This window comes from Actinomadura sp. J1-007 (genome assembly GCF_009793335.1).
GTDB lineage: Bacteria > Actinomycetota > Actinomycetes > Streptosporangiales > Streptosporangiaceae > Spirillospora > Spirillospora yumaensis.
Genome location: NZ_WING01000001.1, coordinates 2,946,320 through 2,961,585 on the forward strand (window position 1 = coordinate 2,946,320; position 15,266 = coordinate 2,961,585).

Consider the following 15,266-nt stretch of genomic DNA (forward strand, 5'->3'; position numbering starts at 1 on the left):
TCTCGCCGCGCGCCACCGCCGCAGCCCTCGCGCGCGACGTCCTCGTCCTGGACGCCGCGCGCGGCTCAGGGTGCCCTGGCTTCGTCCCGTCCGCCCGGCTAGTTGAAGGTGTCGGGGTCGAGGCCGATGCGGCCGTCGGGCCTGTCGAGCGTCGCGATCTCGGCCATCTCGCCGTCGGTGAGCTCGAAGTCGAAGACGTCGATGTTCTGGGCGATGCGGGCCGGCGTCACCGACTTGGGGATCACCACGTTGCCGAGGTGCAGGTGCCAGCGCAGGACGACCTGCGCCGCGGTCTTGCCGTGGGCTTCGGCGATACGGGCGAGGACGGGCTCGTTCAGCAGGTCGCCGCCCTGGCCGAGGGGGCTCCACGCCTCGGTGGCGATGCCGTGGTCGGCGTCGTGGCGGCGCAGGACCCTCTGGTTGAAGTACGGGTGCAGCTCGATCTGGTTGATGGCCGGTACGACGCCGGTCTCGGCGAGCAGCCGGTCCAGGGTCTCGGTGGTGAAGTTGGAAACGCCGATGGCCTTGGCGCGGCCGTCCGCGTAGATCTCCTCCAGCGCCTTGTACGTCTCCACGTACAGGTCCCTGGCGGGCATGGGCCAGTGGATCAGGTACAGGTCGACGTAGTCGGTGCCGAGCCGCTCAAGGCTGGCGTCGAACGCCTTCAACGCGGCGTCGCGCCCCTGGTCGGAGTTCCACAGCTTGGTGGTGATGAACACCTCCTCGCGCGCGAGCCCCGAGTCCTTCACCGCCCGGCCGACGCCGCTCTCGTTCTCGTACAGGCGCGCGGTGTCGATGTGCCGGTACCCGGACTCGAGCGCCGTCCGCACCGCGGTGTACGCCTGGTCGTCGGGCACCTGCCAGACCCCGAAGCCGAGCTGCGGGATGACCGTCCCGTTGTTCAGGGTGACGAAATCCATGATCATTCCCTTCTCCGGTACGCGTTCGTGCCGCTGGGCGCGGCGGCCGGGACCACCGGGCGGACGAGCGTCCCGCCGGTGCCGGCACCCACTGGAACGCCTCCGCGGCCCACTCGATGCCCTCAACGGCCGTCGCATCCGCGAGGAGCGTTCCAACCTGGGCCATCCGGCGGCCTGCCGGACACGGTCCGGCCGCCGGGTGACGATGATCCCCAACGTTCCTACCCCGAAACGAAGCCGCTCCCTCCCCGCCGCCCCGTTCCGGCGGGGGTTTTCGGCGGCCCAGTATTCTGTGGAGGGTTTGTCCGCGCTGGCCGCTTTCTTCACCGCCTGCGGCGACGTCGATGTGGCCGCGACGGCGGACGAGGTCTGGTGGGCGGGCTCAGAAGCCGGCGGCGCGGGCCCCGGCACGGTGTCGGAGGTGCGGCGTCTTTCCAGCGAGGAACGCGTCTCGTCCACCGAGACGGTCGCCATTCCCTTGGCCGCCGGGCGGACGCCCCGGCAGGGTTCTCATCGATATGTGCTCCGAAGGATGACCTCAATGGAAAAGCTCGACCTCGACATGCTTCGCGAAAATGGCTGTGTCGCCATTCTCCGAGCGGACAGCACTGAGCACTTTCCCGCGACGACCCGGACGCTGGTGGACTGCGGCGTCCATCTCATGGAGTTCTCCTTGACGACGCCCGGCGCGTTGGCCGCCGTCCGGGAGCTCGCCGGGACCTTGCCCGGCCGCGTCCAGCTCGGGGTCGGCACGGTGACCACCGTCGCGCAGGCCGAGGCCGCCGCGGACGCCGGCGCCCGGTTCCTCGTCACCCCCGTGACGAACGTGCAGGTCATCGAGTATGCGCGCAGGGTCTCGCTGCCGATCCTGGCGGGCGCGCTGACGCCGACGGAGGTCTTCACCGCGTGGACGGCGGGCGCGACGGCGGTGAAGGTCTTCCCGGCCGGGCTGGGAGGACCGGCGTACATCCGTTCGCTGTCCGACCCTTTCCCGGACATTCCGCTGGTCCCCACCGGAGGCGTCGGCCTTTCCGAAGCCCCGGCCTATCTCGCCGCGGGCGCGGCGGCGGTGGGAATGGGCGGCCCCTTGCTGGGATCGGCTCCGAAAGGCGGATCGCTGACGGAACTGGCGGAACGGGTGGAGAAGCTCCGATCGGCGTGCTCCGCCGCGAAGTCCGAGTGAAGCACCGCGATCGTGATGAGAGAAGCCTCGATGACCACCCTGCTCACCATCGGCGAAACCCTCGCAGTCGCGTCCACCCCCGTGGGCACTCCGCTGCGCAACGCCGCTGATCTCCACCTGTCGACGGCGGGCGCGGAGTCGACCGTCGCCATCGGCGTGCGGCGGCTGGGCCACACCGCGGCCTGGGTGGGAGTGCTGGGCGCGGACGAGCTCGGCGCGCGCGTCCACCGCGAGCTGGCCGCGGAGGGGGTCGACACCCGGTTCGTCAGGTTCGTACCGGACGCGCCCACCGGTTTCATGCTGCGCGACCACCGCACCCGGGACTACGTGTCGGTGTCGTACTACCGCGAGCACGGCTCGGGCACCCGGCTGGGAGCCGACGACGTCGAGGCGGCCTTCGCCGCGTTCGACGGGATCGACATGGTGCACCTCACCGGCATCACGACCGCGTTGAGCCCGAGCTGCCGGGCCGCGGTCCTCCGCGCCGTCGAGCTGGCGAGGGAGCGCGGCGCCCTGGTGTCGTTCGACGTCAATTACCGCCGGGCGCTTTCCGGACCGACACCGGAGGATGTGCGCGAGATCCTGCCGCACACCGATGTACTCTTCGTCGGTCACGACGAACTCCATATCGTCACCGAAGAAGTCGAGCCCCTGAGCGCGGCCCGGGAACTCTTGCGGCACGGTCCCACCGAGGTCGTGGTCAAACGGGGCAAGGACGGCGCCTGCGCCGCGGCGGACGGAGACCTGTTCGAGGTCGCGGGCATGAACGTCGCGGTCATGGACGTGATCGGCGCGGGCGACAGCTTCGTGGCGGGCTATCTCGGGGCGCGAGCCCACGGCCTGCCGATTCCCGAACGGCTGCGGTGGGCCACGACCTGCGCGGCGTGCACCGTCGGGACGCGGGGCGACTGGGAGGGACTGCCTCACCTGTCCGAACTGGACGGCCGCATGGAAACCGACAAGACGGTCCGCTGAGTCTTTTCCATAACCCGGATACCGCGCGATCACCCTGCTTTAAGAAATGGGCTGAGGAATGAAGGAGTACGTGGCCGAGGTCGCCTCGGACCAAGCCTGGCAACTCGCGGAGGGGCCGGTCTGGGACGATGCGCGCGAGCGCGTGCTCTGGGTGGACATCGCCGCGGGCGATGTGCACATCGGGACGCTGGACGGCGATCGCGTCGTCCCGACCTCGTCCCGGCACGTGGACGACACGGTCGGCGCGGTGGTGCCCGCCGCGTCCGGGGAACTGCTCGTCGCGGGCCGCCACGCCGTTCACCTGCTGACCGCCGACGGCCGCCTCACCGAGGTCGCCCGCCCCGTTCGCGAGGGCGAGCGCCGCCGGTTCAACGACGGGGCGTGCGACCCGCGCGGCAGGTTCCTGGTCGGCACCCTGTCGCTCGGCGAGCCCGCCCACAGGGAGTCGCTCTACCAGCTCGACCCTGCTGGCGAGGTGACCGTTCTCGACAACGATCTCGCCCTGTCGAACGGCATCGCGTGGTCACCGGACGGCAGCGTCCTCTACACGGTCGACACCACGCCGGGAACCGTATGGGCCCGCCCCTACGACGCGGCGTCGGGAAAGTGCGGACGGCGCGAAACCGCCTTCACCGTCCGGGACGGAGACCCCGACGGGATCTGCGTCGACACCGACGGCAACCTGTGGACGGCGATCTGGGGTGGCGGAGAGGTCAGATGCTTCTCCCCCAGGGGGAGGTCCTGGCGACCGTACGGGTGCCGGCGCCGCACACCTCCAGCGTCGCCTTCGTCGGTCCCGACCGCGACCGCCTGCTGATCACCACCGCCACGGACGAACTGCCGGATGCCGACCTGGCCGCGTACCCGGCCTCCGGCCACCTGTTCCTGGCCGACGTCGCCGCCCGCGGCACGCGCACGTTCGCCTGGTCGTCCTGACGGTCGGCGGGACCGCCCCTCCGAGCGTCTAGCGGCGGACGGGTTGGGGGTTGAGCAGGTCGTCGTAGTCGTCCGGGAGACGCGCGGTCAGATGCTCGTACTGCTCCAGCGGGATCAACGACCTGATCACCGCCAGCACCGCACGCGCATGGCGCCGCGCGAGCCGCACATCGTTGACCCCCTCCACCCCGGCCACCCGCTCGTAGAACTCCCGCACGCCGAACTGCTCGCCCCGCCCCTCCTCCGGCAGCACCTCCGCCAACTCCGGCGGCAGCCGCACAGCGAGATCGCCGCTCTCCTCCCCCGCCAACCGCTCCCCCAACACCATCAGCGTCGCCCGCACGGCCCGATCCGCGTGCTCGTCCGCCGCGATGGCCGCGCTCTCACGCACCGCCGAAACCAGCTCGCGCTCCTTCATCCCGCCCTCCCTGCGTTCGCCCCGAACGGTGCGCCCCGAACGGCTCGCCTCGAACGGCTCGCCCGGACCGGCCGAAGCCCCGGCCAGCGCGCCGCACCAGCCGATTCACCGTCCACGACCTTCAAAGCCCCACCATTGAGCACACTCCCCAGTGAACGGCCGACCAATCCCCGCGCCTGGCTGAACGCCTCGTCCCATCAGTGGCCAAGGCGGTTCTGGGAGCTGGGATCACGGCGAGAACGTCACGATCGGGGGCTCTTGAGGCGGCGCAGCAGTTTGGTCAGCCGATTGCCTCGGGTTGCCTTGAAGGCGGCGAACGCGGTGCGGTCGTCCGGAGTGGCGATGTCGTCGAACAGGGACTGGGCCCGCCGGCGTACGGCCTCGTCGTCGTGGAGCATCCGCTCGAAGAGCAGGGCTCTGTGGCGGCGCAGGGCGAAGTCGGCACGCGCTCCGACCTCGGCATGTGAGGAGAGCCGGTGCAGTGCCCCGACCAGCCGGACGGGGTCCTCCAGGTGGGAGCCGTTCGCGCCCAGGACGAGGCGCAGCGCGAGCACGAGTTCTTCGGTGTCGGGCTCGGGTGATTCCTGGGTCAGCAGGGATTCGACGGCTCGCGTTCCGGAGAGGGTGCCTTTGATCCGGGTGATGCTGCGGACGAGTTTGAGGTCGTACCCGGGTGGGCGGCCGTGGGCGGCGGCGACGATCGCGACGCGTACGACTTCGGCCGAGGGCGGGTCCTCCATGCCGATGGCCAGCCCGTCGGCCGACGGGTCATCGATCTGGTTGAGCGCGTTGAGGGCCTTCCACCGCGCGATCGTGTCCCTGTCGTCGATGGCGAAGTAGGCCAGGGCCCCCCTGTTCTCCGCCGGGTCGGGCCGTCCCGTGCCGTCGTCGGGGAGGCGTTCCAACAGCGCCATCAGGTGGAGACGTCCCTGCGGGGAGGTTTCGGCCTCGAACCGCCGCCGCGCCTGCGCCAGCGTGATCCCGTAGTGCTCGAACGCATTGAGCAGGTCACGATCGGGCTCCACCAGAGCGGCCGCGTCCAGCAGCGCGGGCACCGCCTGGTCGGAGTGAACGTCGCGCAGCGCCCTTGCCGCCGTGTTGACGCAGGCGCGGTCCCCCAGTGCCGCGACCAGGGCGGGTGCGGCCCGTTCGTCCCCGATGCGGTGCAGGGCCTCGATGATCCCCTGCCTGAGGTCGTAGGGGTCTGTGAAATCGACGGGCTGCGGCAGGCTCTCGTCCGAGATGGTGCTGTAACGGCTGATATCGACGCCGAGACCGTGCTCGCCGCGCAGGCGGTCGGCCTCGTCGTACCAGGCGTCCCACGCCCGCTGAACGGCGTCGGCCCGCCGGCGGTTCTCGTCGATCTCGGCCAGCAGTTCCCGCAGCCGCCCGGCGAGCACCGGCACCACCTCGGGCCCGCGTTCCCGCAACGCGTCGATCGCCCGGTGCCGCGGGCTCGGGCTGTCGTACCCGTCGTCCGAGGTCCGCCAGTACGCCAGTCTCTCGATCAGCTCGTCCAGATCGTCGGCCATCGGGTTCCGTTCTCACGTCGATGCTCGCGGCGGGCCTGGGCCCAGCCGGCACCCTGGCACGCGTCCGCCGGGACCGGTCCCGGCCGGCGTCGGAGGGCGGCGGGCGGAGGACGCGTCAACCATATTCTGACTCCCCAGTTTCTGCCCGGGTGACTACCGGCGTGCATTACCGTGTGTGCCTCGACGCATTCAATCGGTGAGAATGTACGCGCCAGATCTTGCGGGAGGGCCGATGACCCGGGCGGACGAGCTCGATCCGGATCACAATCCGAAGCACTGGATAGCCACCAACCTGCGGCTCTTCCGCATCACGTACAACATGACCGGCGTGGAGGTGGCCCGCCTGCTGGGCATCACGAAAAGCCAGGTGTCGAATATCGAGGCGGGCGACGCGAACCTCCAGATGAAGCACGCCGAGATCCTGGACGAGCGCTGGAACACCCGAGGGCATTTCGCCCGCCTGGTCAGGTTCCGGGACCGCCCGCACGATCCCGACTGGTACCACGAGTTCACCCGCTACGAGCAGTCCGCCGACCGCATCGAGGCGTACTCGGCGCTGCTGGTGCCCGGCCTCCTCCAGACCGAGGCTTACATGACCGCCCTGTTCCAGGTGTCCACGGCCGTCACCGACATTGACAGGGCCGTTCGCGAGCGTCTGGACAGGCAGCGGGTCCTGTGCCGGGAGAAGCCGCCCGAACTGCGGATACTCATCAAGGAGAGCGCACTGCTCGACCCGGTCGGCGGGCCGGAGGTCATGCGGCGGCAACTCCTGCTGCTTCTCGAAGCGTCCCAATGGAAGAACGTCATCATCCGCGTGGTCGCAAGGGGCACCGGAGCGCACCTGGGATTGGACGGATCGTTCCAACTCCTCCAAGGCCCCAAGGGAAATTGCGCTTATACGGAGGCCGTGGGAGGCGGCAGGCTCATCGAAGACCCCGAAAAGGTCGCGGAGTACCGGCTCCGGTACGACAGGCTCAACGCGGACGCGCAGCCCCGCGCGGTGTCCGAACGTCTGATCCGCGAAGCCATCGAGTCCATGAAGTGAGCCGAATCGTCCGGCGCGAGTCCCCGATGTCCCGGAGCGGCGAAAAGCCGTCCCGGAGCAGCGACAAGGCGCCCCGCACGAGCGGGGCGCCCTTTCGCTACTTCGTCAGGGTCAGGCCCTTGGCGGACGAGACCTTCAGGCGGTCGGACGGCTCGTCCAGGTCGACCAGGACCTCGTCGCCGTCGCGGACCTCTCCGGCCAGCAGCTCCTTCGCGAGCTGGTCGCCGATCGCCGTCTGGACGAGGCGGCGCAGCGGGCGGGCGCCGTACAGCGGGTCGTAGCCGGTGAGGGCCAGCCACTCGCGGGCCGCGTCGGTGACGGTCAGCGCGAGCTGCCGGTCCGCGAGGCGGGCGGCCAGCTTGTCGACCTGGAGGTCCACGATGCGGGTCAGGTCGGCCGTGGACAGCGCGTCGAAGATGATCACGTCGTCCAGGCGGTTCAGGAACTCGGGCTTGAACGACTCGCGCACCGCGCCGAGGACGGCCTCCCGCTTCGCCCCGTTCTCCAGCTTCGGGTCGACCAGGAACTGCGACCCGATGTTGGACGTCAGGATCAGGATCGTGTTGCGGAAGTCGACCGTGCGGCCCTGCCCGTCGGTGAGGCGGCCGTCGTCCAGCACCTGGAGCAGGACGTCGAAGACCTCCGCGTGCGCCTTCTCCACCTCGTCCAGCAGGACGACCGAGTAGGGGCGGCGGCGGACGGCCTCGGTGAGCTGGCCGCCCTCCTCGTAGCCGACGTAGCCGGGAGGCGCGCCGACCAGGCGCGCGACCGAGTGCTTCTCGCCGTACTCGCTCATGTCGATGCGGGTGATCGCCCGCTCGTCGTCGAACAGGAAGTCGGCGAGCGCCTTCGCCAGCTCGGTCTTGCCGACGCCGGTCGGGCCGAGGAACAGGAACGAGCCGGTCGGGCGGTCGGGGTCGGAGACGCCCGCGCGGGCGCGGCGGACCGCGTCCGACACCGCCTGCACGGCCGTGCGCTGGCCGATCAGGCGCTTGCCCAGCTCGTCCTCCATGCGCAGGAGCTTGGCGGTCTCGCCCTCCAGCAGGCGGCCCGCCGGGATGCCGGTCCAGGACGCGACCACGTCGGCGACGTCGTCGGGGCCGACCTCCTCCTTGACCATCGCGTCGCGGTTGTCGGCCTGCTCGGACGCCTCGCCGAGCTGCTTCTCCAGCTCGGGGATCTCGCCGTAGGTGAGGCGGGCGGACGTTTCGAGGTCGCCGTCGCGCTGGGCGCGCTCCGCCTCGCCGCGGAGCTGGTCGATGCGCTCCTTGATCTCGCCGACCCGGTTCAGCCCGGCCTTCTCCCGCTCCCACCGGCCGACCATGCTCGTGAGCTGCTCCTGCCGGTCGGCCAGGTCCTTGCGGAGCCGTTCGAGGCGCTGCTTGGACGCCTCGTCGGTCTCCTTGGCGACGGCCATCTCCTCCATCCGCAGCCGGTCGACCGACCGCTGGAGCTCGTCCAGCTCGACCGGGCGCGAGTCGATCTCCATGCGCAGCCGGGACGCCGACTCGTCCACCAGGTCGATCGCCTTGTCCGGCAGGAAGCGCGAGGTGATGTAGCGGTCGGAGAGCGTCGCGGCGGCGACGAGCGCGGAGTCGTTGATCTGGACCTTGTGGTGCGCCTCGTAGCGGCCCTTCAGCCCGCGCAGGATCGCGACCGTGTCCTCGACCGTCGGCTCGCCGACCAGCACCTGCTGGAAGCGGCGTTCGAGGGCGGCGTCCTTCTCGATCCGCTCGCGGTACTCGTCCAGCGTCGTCGCGCCGATCATGCGCAGCTCGCCGCGCGCCAGCATCGGCTTGAGCATGTTCCCGGCGTCCATCGCGCCCTCGGCCGCGCCGGCGCCGACGACGGTGTGCAGCTCGTCGATGAACGTGACGATCTGCCCGTCGCTCTGCTTGATCTCGTTGAGGACGGCCTTCAGCCGCTCCTCGAACTCGCCCCGGTACTTCGCCCCGGCCACCATCGCGCCGAGGTCCAGCGAGACCAGCCGCTTGCCGCGCAGGGACTCGGGGACGTCGCCCGCGATGATCCGCTGCGCCAGGCCCTCCACCACGGCCGTCTTGCCGACGCCGGGCTCGCCGATCAGCACCGGGTTGTTCTTGGTCCGGCGCGACAGCACCTGGACGACGCGGCGGATCTCGGGGTCGCGGCCGATCACCGGGTCGAGCCGCCCCTCCCGCGCCGCGGCGGTGAGGTCGACGCCGTACTTCTCCAGCGACTGGTAGGTGTCCTCGGGGTCCTCGCTGGTCACGCGGGCGTGGCCGCGGACCCGTTCGAACGCCTCCAGCAGCGCGTCGGGCGTCGCGCCGAACTCCTTCAGCAGGCCCGCGGCGGGGCCGCCGTCGGCGGCGAGGCCGACGAGCAGGTGCTCGGTCGAGACGTACTCGTCCTCAAGTTGCTTGGCCCGGTTCGCGGCGGTGTTGACCGCGACGATGAGCTGCCGCGACATCTGCGGCGACGACACCGTCGCGCCCGCCGCCTTCGGCATCGCGTCGATCTGCTCCTCCGCGCGGCGGCGGACGGCCTTCCAGTCGGCGCCGACCGCCTCCAGCAGCGGGACGGCCGTGCCCTCCGGCAGCCCGATCAGCGCCGTGAGCAGGTGCTGGGGCTCCACCTGGGGGTGGCCCTCGGCCGCCGTCCTGCGGACCGCGACCGACACCGCCTCCTGGCTCTTGCGCGTCAGCTTGTAGTCCATGTCTCTCCCCGTAGTGCTTCTACTCCCGGTTGCGCTCGTGCCAGACCACGACGCTGGTGCGGCGGATCGGCACCAGGTCGGCGCCGGGAGTGCCACCGGGGTCGTCGCCCCGGCGCCGCTGCTGCGCGAGGCGGGCGGCGACGGCCCGGGTCGATTCGAGTTCGTTCGCGAGTTCGTCGAGCGCGGCGTGCGCCTTGACCAGCTCCTCGCGGAGCCGCACGTTGTCGCGCTGGAGTTCGAGGATGTGCTTGATGCCGGACAGGTTGATGCCCTCCTCCTGCGAGAGCCGCTGGATCTCGCGGAGCATCACGATGTCGCGCATCGAGTAGCGGCGCCCCCGGCCGGCCGTGCGGCCCGGGCACACCAGGCCCATCCGGTCGTAGGTGCGGAGCGTCTGCGGGTGCAGCCCGGAGAGCTGCGCCGCGACGGAGATCACGTAAACAGGAGTGTCGTCCCCGAAGGGGTCCATGGCCTCACTCCTCCCTCGCCTGCTGGAGCAGCTCGCTGCGCAGGTCGTCGCCGCCGCCCGCCTCGCGGAGCCGTTCGAGCGCCTCGCGGGTGTGGTCGTCGACCTTCTGCGGGACCTGCACGTCGACCGTGACGAGCAGGTCGCCCTTGGTGCCGTCGCGCCGGGGGGCGCCCCGGCCGCGGACGCGGAACGTCCGGCCGTTGGGCGTGCCCTCGGGCAGCCGCAGCGTCACCGGCTGGCCCTGGAACGTCGGCACCCTGATCTCCGACCCGAGCGCGGCCTCCGGGAACGTCACCGGGACCGTCAGCGTCAGGTTGTCGCCGGCGCGGCCGAACACCCGGTGCGGCAGCACCTTGATGTTGACGTACAGGTCGCCGGACGGGCCGCCGTTCTCGCCCGGGGCGCCCTTGCCCTTCAGGCGGATCTTCTGCCCGTCGGCGACGCCCGCGGGGATGCGGGCCTGGATCGTGCGGGTCCCGGTCGCGCGGCCGCTGCCGTGGCAGGTCGGGCACGGGTCGTCGACGACCAGCCCCCGCCCGTGGCAGACGTGGCACGGCTCCTGGAACCCGAAGTTGCCGAGGTTGCGGGTCTCCTGCCCGGTGCCCTCGCAGTTGGCGCACACCCGCGGGACGGTGCCGGCCTTCGCGCCGGTGCCGTGGCAGGTGGGGCAGGCCGCCTCGCTGGTCAGCTTGATCGGCACGGTCACGCCGTTCATCGAACGGCCGAACGACAGCGTCACCTCGGTCTCGACGTCGGTGCCGCGCCGGGCCCGCCGCGTCCCGCTCGTGCGGGTCCCCCGCCGCCGCGGTTGAACAGGCCGCCGAACAGGTCGCCGAGCCGTTCGCCCGTGCCGCCCGTCCCGCCGCCGGCGCCCCCGGACTGCCCGAACAGGTCGCCCAGGTCGAAGCCGAAGCCGCCGCCCTGCTGGCCCCCGCGGAAGCCGCTCGGCATCGAGCGCACCGAGTCGTACTCCTTGCGCCGCTTCTCGTCCGACAGGACGTCGTACGCCTCGGAGACCTCCTTGAAGCGGTCCTCGGCGTCGGAGTCGCCCTTGTTGGCGTCGGGGTGGTACTTGCGGGCCAGCTTGCGGTAGGACTTCTTGATCTCGTCCTGGGAGGCCGTCTTCGAGACACCGAGGACCTTGTAGTAGTCCTTCTCCAGGTAGTCCTTGGTGCTCACGGCGCCCCGCTCTCTGCTATCGCCACTTGCCTTGGGTCGTACATGCCCCGGGCGGTCCCGCCCCGTGCCGGACGGGACCGCCCGGATCGATCACTCGCCTGCGGGGGCGTCGTCGCCGCCCTCGGCGTTCGGGTCGGGCTCGGCCACCGCCACCCGCGCGGGCCGCAGGACCCGCTCCCCGATCCGGTACCCCGGCTGGAGGACGTCGGACACGCTGGTCTCCGTCACCTCCGCCGAGTAGCCGTGCATCAGCGCCTCGTGCACGGTCGGGTCGAACGGCTCGCCCTTCTCGCCGTACCGTTCCAGCCCGAGCTTGCCGACCGTCGCCTCCAGGGCCTCGCCGACGGACTTGAACCCGCCGGTCAGCTCCTCGTGGTCACGGGCGCGGCCGATGTCGTCGAGGATCGGCAGCAGCTCGTTCAGCACGCTGCCGACCGCCTGCTCGCGGAGCAGGCCCTTGTCGCGCTCGACGCGCTTGCGGTAGTTGGCGTACTCCGCCTGGAGCCGCTGGAGGTCGAGCGTGCGTTCGGCGAGCTGCTCCTTGAGCGCCGCGACCTCCTCGCCCGCCGCGGGGGCCTCGCCCCCGGCCGGGGCGCCGGGGGCGGGCGTCTCCGCCGCGCCCCCGCCGCCCTCGGCCTCGCGGACGGTGAAGGTCTCGGGATCGATGCGCCGCCTGTCGCGGATCACCGGCCCCTCGCGCTCCTCGCCCTCGCCGCTTCCGGCCGGGTTCGTCACGCGGCACCGCCCTTCGGCTTCTCGTCGTCCACGATCTCGGCGTCGACGACCTCGTCGTCCTGCGCCTGCCCGTCGGCGCCGCCCTGGGCGTCGGCCGTGGGGCCGGGGTCGCCCGGCGCGGCGCCGCCCTCGGGGTTCTGGGCGTACATCGCGGCGCCCATCTTCTGGCTGACCTGGGCCAGCTTCTCGGCGCTGCTGCGGATCGCGTCGACGTCGGTGCCCTCGAGGTTCTTCTTGACCTCGGCGACGGCCTCCTCGACCTCGGTCTTCAGCTCCGCGGGGACCTTCTCGTCGTTCTCCCGCAGGAACTTCTCGGTCGAGTACGCGAGGGTGTCGGCCTGGTTGCGGACCTCGGCCTCCTCCTTGCGCTTGCGGTCGTCCTCGGCGTACTGCTCGGCCTCCCGCATCATCTTGTCGATGTCCTCCTTCGGCAGCGCGCTGCCGCCGGTGATGACCATCGACTGCTCCCGGCCGGTGCCCTGGTCCTTCGCACTGACGTTGACGATGCCGTTGGCGTCGATGTCGAAGGTGACCTCGATCTGCGGGACGCCGCGCGGCGCCGGCGGCAGGCCGGTGAGCTGGAAGGTGCCGAGCTTCTTGTTGTACGCGGCGATCTCGCGCTCGCCCTGGTAGACCTGGATCTCCACGGACGGCTGGTTGTCGTCGGCGGTGGTGAACGTCTCGGACCGCTTGGTCGGGATCGTGGTGTTCCGCTCGATGATCTTGGTGAAGATGCCGCCCTTGGTCTCGATGCCGAGGCTCAGCGGGGTCACATCCAGCAGAAGGACGTCCTTGACCTCGCCCTTCAGCACGCCCGCCTGGAGCGAGGCGCCGATCGCGACGACCTCGTCCGGGTTGACGCCCTTGTTGGGCTCCTTGCCGCCGGTCAGCTCCTTGACCAGCTCGCTGACGGCGGGCATCCGGGTGGAGCCGCCGACCATCACGACCTGGTGGATGCCGTCGACCGTGATCCCGGCGTCCTTGAGGACCTGGTTGAACGGCGCCTTCGTCCGCTCCAGCAGGTCGGCGGTCATGCGCTGGAACTCGCCGCGGGTGAGCTTCTCGTCGAGGTGCAGCGGCCCCTCGCTGGAGGCGGTGATGTAGGGCAGGTTGATCTGCGTCTCGGACGAGCCGGACAGCTCGATCTTGGCCTTCTCCGCCGCCTCGCGCAGCCGCTGGAGCGCCATCTTGTCCTTGGACAGGTCGACGCCGTTGGCGTTCTTGAACTTCTCCACCAGCCAGTCGACGACCTTCTGGTCCCAGTCGTCGCCGCCGAGGTGGTTGTCGCCGCTGGTGGCCTTGACCTCGACCACGCCGTCGCCGACCTCCAGCAGGGACACGTCGAACGTGCCGCCGCCGAGGTCGAACACCAGGATGGTGGCCTCGTTCTCCTTCTCCAGGTGGTAGGCGAGCGCCGCGGAGGTGGGCTCGTTGATGATGCGCAGGACGTTCAGCCCCGCGATCTGCCCGGCCTCCTTGGTGGCCTGCCGCTGGTGGTCGGAGAAGTACGCCGGCACGGTGATGACCGCGTCGGTGACCGTCTCACCGAGGTAGGACTCGGCGTCCCGCTTGAGCTTCTGCAGCACGAACGCGCTGATCTGCTGCGGGGTGAAGTCCTTGCCGTCGATGGAGGTCTTCCAGTCGGTGCCCATCTCGCGCTTGACCGAACGGATCGTCCGGTCGACGTTGGTCACCGCCTGGCGCTTGGCGACCTCACCGACGAGGACCTCGCCGTTCTTGGCGAAGGCGACGACGGACGGCGTGGTCCGCGACCCCTCCGCGTTGGCGATGACGGTGGGCTCGCCGCCCTCCAGGATCGCGACGACCGAGTTGGTCGTCCCGAGGTCGATGCCGACCGCACGTGCCATGTCTCTCGTCCTCCGTGGTCTGCTTTCGGGTCTTTCCGTATCGCCCCCGGTCGCTTCCCCCAGGGTGCGGCCGGTCGAGTTCTCTAGTGGCCTAGGTTGCCTCGGGCCGTTCGCTCTGTCAAATGACTTGAGCCTACCCGACTCAACTTTGCTGCCGTCCTCTCCAACAGGACGATTGAGCGGACTATTCCGGTTCCCCGCCGGGCGCCTCTCAGGGTCGGAATCGCCCTGCCGGAGGAGGGCCCCGCGCACGCCGTCCTCCCACCGGGGGACCTGCCCGTACTCCGCCCCCGCACGCACCCCGCACGCGCGACCGCCTGTGAAAGCGAAGGCGCGGACCGGGTGATAGGTGTGTGACCGCCGTCCGCGCCACGCGTCCGACATCGCGTCCCAGACGTTCCTGGAGGCGTTCCGCGTCGGCGACCGCTACGACGGGGCCCGCGCTGGATGGACCGACGCCAAGCCGAAGCCTCCGGCGCGACTGCCGTTCCGCGACTGACGCACCAGGCCCCGAGGCCCGCCCGCCTCGGCCCGCCTCAGCGGTGCGGGCGGCGGGCCTCGATGCCGTCGAGGACGCTCTCCAGGCCGAACGCGAAGCGGCCCTCCAGGACCTCGCCGGTCTCGTTCCGCCACACCTCGCGGATGTGCGCGGCGAGGCGCGGGTAGCGGGCGCCGACGTCGTCGAGGTACGGGCCGAGGTTGGCGATCCAGTCCTGCGGGGTCGCCTCGGTCTGGTGGGCCGCCCAGCTCGACTCGCTGCCCGCCGCGCCGATCACGTAGTCCACGACCAGCGACCAGGCGTACTCCAGGTCGAAGCCCGTGAAGCCCGCCGCGCCGAACGCGGTGAGCACCTCGTCCAGGACGCGGGTCGCGTGCGGTCCGATCATGGGACGGCTGCCGAAGAGCGTCACCGTCCACGGATGGCGGTGGATCATCGCGCGCAGGCTGCGGGCGTAGCCGGCCGCGGCGGCCCGCCACCCGCCCTCCTCCGGCGCGGGGACGGTCACCTCGGCCATGACGCGGTCCAGCGCGAGTTCGAGCAGCTCGTCCTTGTTGGCCACGTGCCAGTACACCGAGGTGGCGCCGGAGTTCAGGCGGGTGCCGAGGCGGCGCATGCTGAGGCCGTCCAGGCCCTCGGCGTCGAGGAGTGCGAGGGCCGCGTCGACGATCTGGTCGCGGGTGAGGGTCGGCTGGTCGCGCCTGGCCCGCTCGGGGCGGATCCACACCGACATGGGGGCCGGCCTCGCCCCGGTCTCGCGCTCCGGCCTCGCCATGCCGTTCTCCTCTCGCCCGGTTCCCGCCCGGTCCTCG

At 71.0% G+C, this 15,266-nt stretch carries 12 protein-coding genes and 2 pseudogenes; 5 read left to right on the forward strand and 9 right to left on the reverse strand.

The window, feature by feature from the left end; all coding sequences use genetic code 11:
* Positions 1-98: 98 nt before the first annotated feature.
* Positions 99-920 carry an aldo/keto reductase gene (locus GEV43_RS13320; RefSeq protein WP_160820969.1) on the reverse strand — a complete coding sequence of 274 codons (822 nt, stop codon included), beginning with the start codon at positions 918-920 and terminating at the stop codon, positions 99-101.
* Positions 921-1,221: 301 nt separating this feature from the next.
* Between GEV43_RS13320 and GEV43_RS13325 the strand changes: the two genes are divergently transcribed.
* The 3 genes and pseudogenes from GEV43_RS13325 to GEV43_RS13335 all read left to right on the forward strand — a co-directional run bounded on the left by GEV43_RS13325 (position 1,222) and on the right by GEV43_RS13335 (position 4,014).
* Entirely contained in the window at positions 1,222-2,103 is an 882-nt protein-coding gene (locus tag GEV43_RS13325; RefSeq protein ID WP_206681153.1) for a bifunctional 4-hydroxy-2-oxoglutarate aldolase/2-dehydro-3-deoxy-phosphogluconate aldolase, read from the forward strand.
* Between the two features lie 30 nt (positions 2,104-2,133).
* Entirely contained in the window at positions 2,134-3,078 is a 945-nt protein-coding gene (locus tag GEV43_RS13330; protein ID WP_160820970.1) for a sugar kinase, read from the forward strand.
* Positions 3,079-3,136: 58 nt separating this feature from the next.
* Positions 3,137-4,014, forward strand: a pseudogene (locus GEV43_RS13335) (SMP-30/gluconolactonase/LRE family protein).
* 28 nt (positions 4,015-4,042) lie between these two features.
* Here GEV43_RS13335 and GEV43_RS13340 read toward each other — a convergent pair.
* Both GEV43_RS13340 and GEV43_RS13345 read right to left on the reverse strand, forming a co-directional pair.
* Positions 4,043-4,432, reverse strand: coding sequence for a DUF2267 domain-containing protein (locus GEV43_RS13340; protein WP_160820971.1), 390 nt, complete (start codon positions 4,430-4,432; stop codon positions 4,043-4,045).
* A gap of 242 nt (positions 4,433-4,674) precedes the next feature.
* Positions 4,675-5,964 (reverse strand): HEAT repeat domain-containing protein, encoded by a 1,290-nt coding sequence (locus GEV43_RS13345; RefSeq protein WP_160820972.1) that lies wholly within the window; start codon positions 5,962-5,964, stop codon positions 4,675-4,677.
* A 232-nt stretch (positions 5,965-6,196) separates the two neighbouring features.
* Between GEV43_RS13345 and GEV43_RS13350 the strand changes: the two genes are divergently transcribed.
* Complete coding sequence (locus GEV43_RS13350; RefSeq protein ID WP_160820973.1) at positions 6,197-7,009, forward strand: helix-turn-helix transcriptional regulator; 813 nt, start codon at positions 6,197-6,199, stop codon at positions 7,007-7,009.
* A 97-nt stretch (positions 7,010-7,106) separates the two neighbouring features.
* On the opposite strand, the gene clpB is transcribed toward GEV43_RS13350, so the two are convergent.
* The 5 genes and pseudogenes from clpB to dnaK all read right to left on the reverse strand — a co-directional run bounded on the left by clpB (position 7,107) and on the right by dnaK (position 13,955).
* Complete coding sequence (gene clpB / locus GEV43_RS13355) at positions 7,107-9,704, reverse strand: ATP-dependent chaperone ClpB (protein WP_160820974.1); 2,598 nt, start codon at positions 9,702-9,704, stop codon at positions 7,107-7,109.
* A 19-nt stretch (positions 9,705-9,723) separates the two neighbouring features.
* Positions 9,724-10,173 (reverse strand): heat shock protein transcriptional repressor HspR, encoded by a 450-nt coding sequence (locus tag GEV43_RS13360; protein ID WP_160820975.1) that lies wholly within the window; start codon positions 10,171-10,173, stop codon positions 9,724-9,726.
* A gap of 4 nt (positions 10,174-10,177) precedes the next feature.
* Positions 10,178-11,352 (reverse strand): annotated as a pseudogene (gene dnaJ, locus GEV43_RS13365) (molecular chaperone DnaJ).
* Positions 11,353-11,442: 90 nt separating this feature from the next.
* On the reverse strand, positions 11,443-12,087 hold the full coding sequence (gene grpE, locus GEV43_RS13370) for a nucleotide exchange factor GrpE (RefSeq protein ID WP_160820976.1): 645 nt from the start codon (positions 12,085-12,087) through the stop codon (positions 11,443-11,445).
* Positions 12,084-13,955, reverse strand: a complete 1,872-nt coding sequence (dnaK, locus tag GEV43_RS13375) for a molecular chaperone DnaK (protein WP_160820977.1) — start codon at positions 13,953-13,955, stop codon at positions 12,084-12,086. The genes grpE and dnaK overlap by 4 nt, the downstream gene beginning before the upstream one ends.
* Before the next feature lie 349 nt (positions 13,956-14,304).
* Here dnaK and GEV43_RS13380 point away from each other — a divergent pair, with 349 nt between their 5' ends.
* The gene (locus GEV43_RS13380) at positions 14,305-14,454 is read left to right on the forward strand and encodes a hypothetical protein (RefSeq protein ID WP_160820978.1); all 150 of its coding nucleotides are present in this window, start codon (positions 14,305-14,307) and stop codon (positions 14,452-14,454) included.
* A gap of 37 nt (positions 14,455-14,491) precedes the next feature.
* Here GEV43_RS13380 and GEV43_RS13385 read toward each other — a convergent pair whose 3' ends face one another.
* Positions 14,492-15,229 (reverse strand): TetR/AcrR family transcriptional regulator, encoded by a 738-nt coding sequence (locus GEV43_RS13385; RefSeq protein ID WP_160820979.1) that lies wholly within the window; start codon positions 15,227-15,229, stop codon positions 14,492-14,494.
* Between the last annotated feature and the right edge of the window lie 37 nt (positions 15,230-15,266).